Annotated in this window: 1 pseudogene; it reads left to right on the top strand. The window is 37.9% G+C overall.

From position 1 onward, the window contains the following. Window positions 1-58: 58 nt before the first annotated feature. Window positions 59-2785 (top strand): annotated as a pseudogene (locus tag P9B04_RS19140) (DEAD/DEAH box helicase); the annotation flags it as partial. Window positions 2786-2864: the final 79 nt, after the last annotated feature.

The raw sequence follows: 2864 nt of genomic DNA, 5'->3' as shown, positions 1-2864 counted from the left end.
AGTCTAGATTTACTATTCTTTCATTTTCTCACACCTCATTCCTGATTGCTATAGCAAACGTTTAGCCTGGTTTTTTAGTTTATCTAAGAACCATTGGTCTTTAAAACCCAAAGAACAAACTATCTCTAAAAAAGGTGTTTGGAGTCAAGGCCGTCCCATTGCCCTCAAACGATTAGCTAGAGGTCTTGCTGCTTTAGATTATCTCACACCTCAAGATTTAAAAGCCTGTACTCAAATCACCGTTGATGAATATGGTTATTATGATGAACCAGAGTTTTCTTTCCATGAAAACACTCTTCTTGAACTCATTGGACATCCTTTAATTTTTTGGGAGGATTCTCCTAAAACCAAAGTTGAATTGGTTGAAACCACTCCTGAATTATTAGTTAAAAAGAATCAAAAAAAGGAAATTACTCTCAAACTTTCTCCCCCTCTTTATCAGACTGATTCTCCTCTCATTTGGCAAGAAACTTTTAATTTAGTTAAAGTCTTAGTTATCACCCCTGACTATCAACAACTTGCCAAAATCTTTGGTAAAAAAAATCAATTAAAAGTTCCTATTTCGGCTCAACAACAGGTTTTAGCTGCCATTAATACTATCTCTAGTTTATTAACGGTTCATTCTGATATTGGAGGTGATATTGCTGATGCTATTGAGGTCATTGCTCAACCTCTTCCTCATCTTCAATTATTACCGAATGATGAGGGGTTAAGTGCGAGAGTGGTTGTCTGTCCTTTTGAAAAAGGTCATTCTTTTTATCATCCTGCTACTGGTGGTGCAACTGTTATTACTGAAATTGATGGTCAGCGTTATCAGACCACTCGTGATCTCCAACAAGAAAAGGATTTATTTGACGCTCTCATTGTTGATTGTCCCCTTCTTGCTTCTGGTGATCCGGCTTCGGGTAGATGGGATTTTGATGACCCTGAACTTTGTTTAGAATTACTTCTACAATTACAGGATTTGGAGGGTCAAGTTATTATTGAATGGCCTGAAGGGGAAACTCTTAAGGTTACTAAACCGGCTGGTTTTTCTCATCTTCACCTTAATCTTAATTCTCAACAAGATTGGTTTGAGGTGTCCGGTCAATTACAGTTAGATGAATCTTTGGTTTTTGATTTACAACAATTGCTGACCTTATTAGAACAAAGTCCAGGTCGTTTTCTACCTTTAGGTCACGGACAGTTTTTGGCTTTAACTGATTCTTTTCGTCAACGCTTAGAAGATTTCCGTCTTTTTTCTCAACCTCATAAACAGGCTCGTCAGCTTCATCCTCTGTCTACCTTAGCTTTGCAAGATTTTTTCTCTGAGGTCGAGGATTTAACAGTTGACCAACAATGGCACGAACATTGTCAAAAAATTCAAGAAATGCACGAATTTACTCCTCAGCTTCCTAGTACCTTTCAAGGGGATTTACGAGATTATCAATTAGAAGGGTTCCATTGGTTAGCTCGTCTCTCTCATTGGGGCGTAGGGGCTTGTTTGGCTGATGATATGGGCTTGGGTAAAACCATTCAGGCTTTGGCGGCTATTCTCACTCGTGCTAGTGATGGACCCACTTTAATTGTTGCTCCGACTTCTGTTTGTTTCAATTGGATTGATGAATCTACTAAATTTTCTCCTACTCTTAACCCCATTTTATTTGGCAGTGGTAATCGTCAGGAAATTTTAGATAATTTACAATCTTTTGATTTATTAATTTGCAGTTATGGTTTATTACAACAGGAATCAGTAGCTGCTATGTTGGCTGAGGTTTCTTGGCAAACTATTGTTTTAGATGAGGCTCAATTTATTAAGAATATGACCACTAAACGCTCTCAGGCTGCCATGAAGTTACAGGGTCAGTTTAAGTTGATTACCACAGGCACTCCTCTGGAAAATCATTTAGGAGAGTTATGGAATTTATTCCGCTTTATTAATCCTGGTTTGTTGGGTTCTTGGAAACAGTTTAATGACCGTTTTATTGCTCCTATCGAATCAGATTCATATAAAATTCTTCATCAACAATTGAAACGCTTGATTCAACCTTTTATTTTACGCCGTACTAAAACTCAGGTTTTATCTGAATTACCTCCTCGTACTGAAATGCTCTTATCCGTTGAGTTAAGTAATGAAGAAATGGCTCTCTATGAGGCTTTACGTCGTGATTCCCTAGAAAAATTAAGCGAGAATGATGACAGTGGCGGACAAAAACATTTACAGGTTTTGGCTGCTTTGATGAAGTTACGCCGTTGTTGTTGTCATCCTAGTTTAATTCTTGATGATGCTTCTTTAAAGGGTTCTAAGTTACAGTTGTTTCAAGATATCCTTGAGGAGTTACTTGATAACCGTCATAAGGCTTTGGTTTTTAGTCAATTTGTTGACCATCTACAAATTGTTAAATCTCATCTTGATCAACAACACATTAGTTATCAATATCTCGATGGTAGCACCTCTAAAAAAGAACGACAACGACGGGTTAAGGCTTTTCAGTCTGGTGATGGTGATGTCTTTTTAATCAGTTTAAAGGCGGGCGGAACCGGCTTAAATTTGACCGCTGCTGATTATGTCATTCATTTAGATCCTTGGTGGAATCCTGCTGTTGAAGATCAGGCTACCGATCGCGCCTACCGCATCGGTCAACAACGTCCTGTTACTGTTTATCGCTTGGTGGCTAAAGACACTATCGAAGAAAAAATTGTTCAACTTCATCATCGTAAACGGGATTTAGCTGATTCTCTTCTTTCGGGTACTGACGTTTCTGCTAAACTCTCCACTTCTGAATTGTTGGATTTGATGAAATAGCTCTGCTCTTTTTTTATACGTTTATAGATATAGCAATCAGGAATGAGGTGTGAGAAAATGAAAGAATAGTAAATCTAGA

The sequence above is a fragment of the Crocosphaera sp. Alani8 genome (assembly GCF_038442745.1).
Classification (GTDB): domain Bacteria; phylum Cyanobacteriota; class Cyanobacteriia; order Cyanobacteriales; family Microcystaceae; genus Crocosphaera.
The sequence above is the reverse complement of the archived record's forward strand: the minus strand, read 5'-3'. Positions and strand labels throughout refer to the sequence as shown.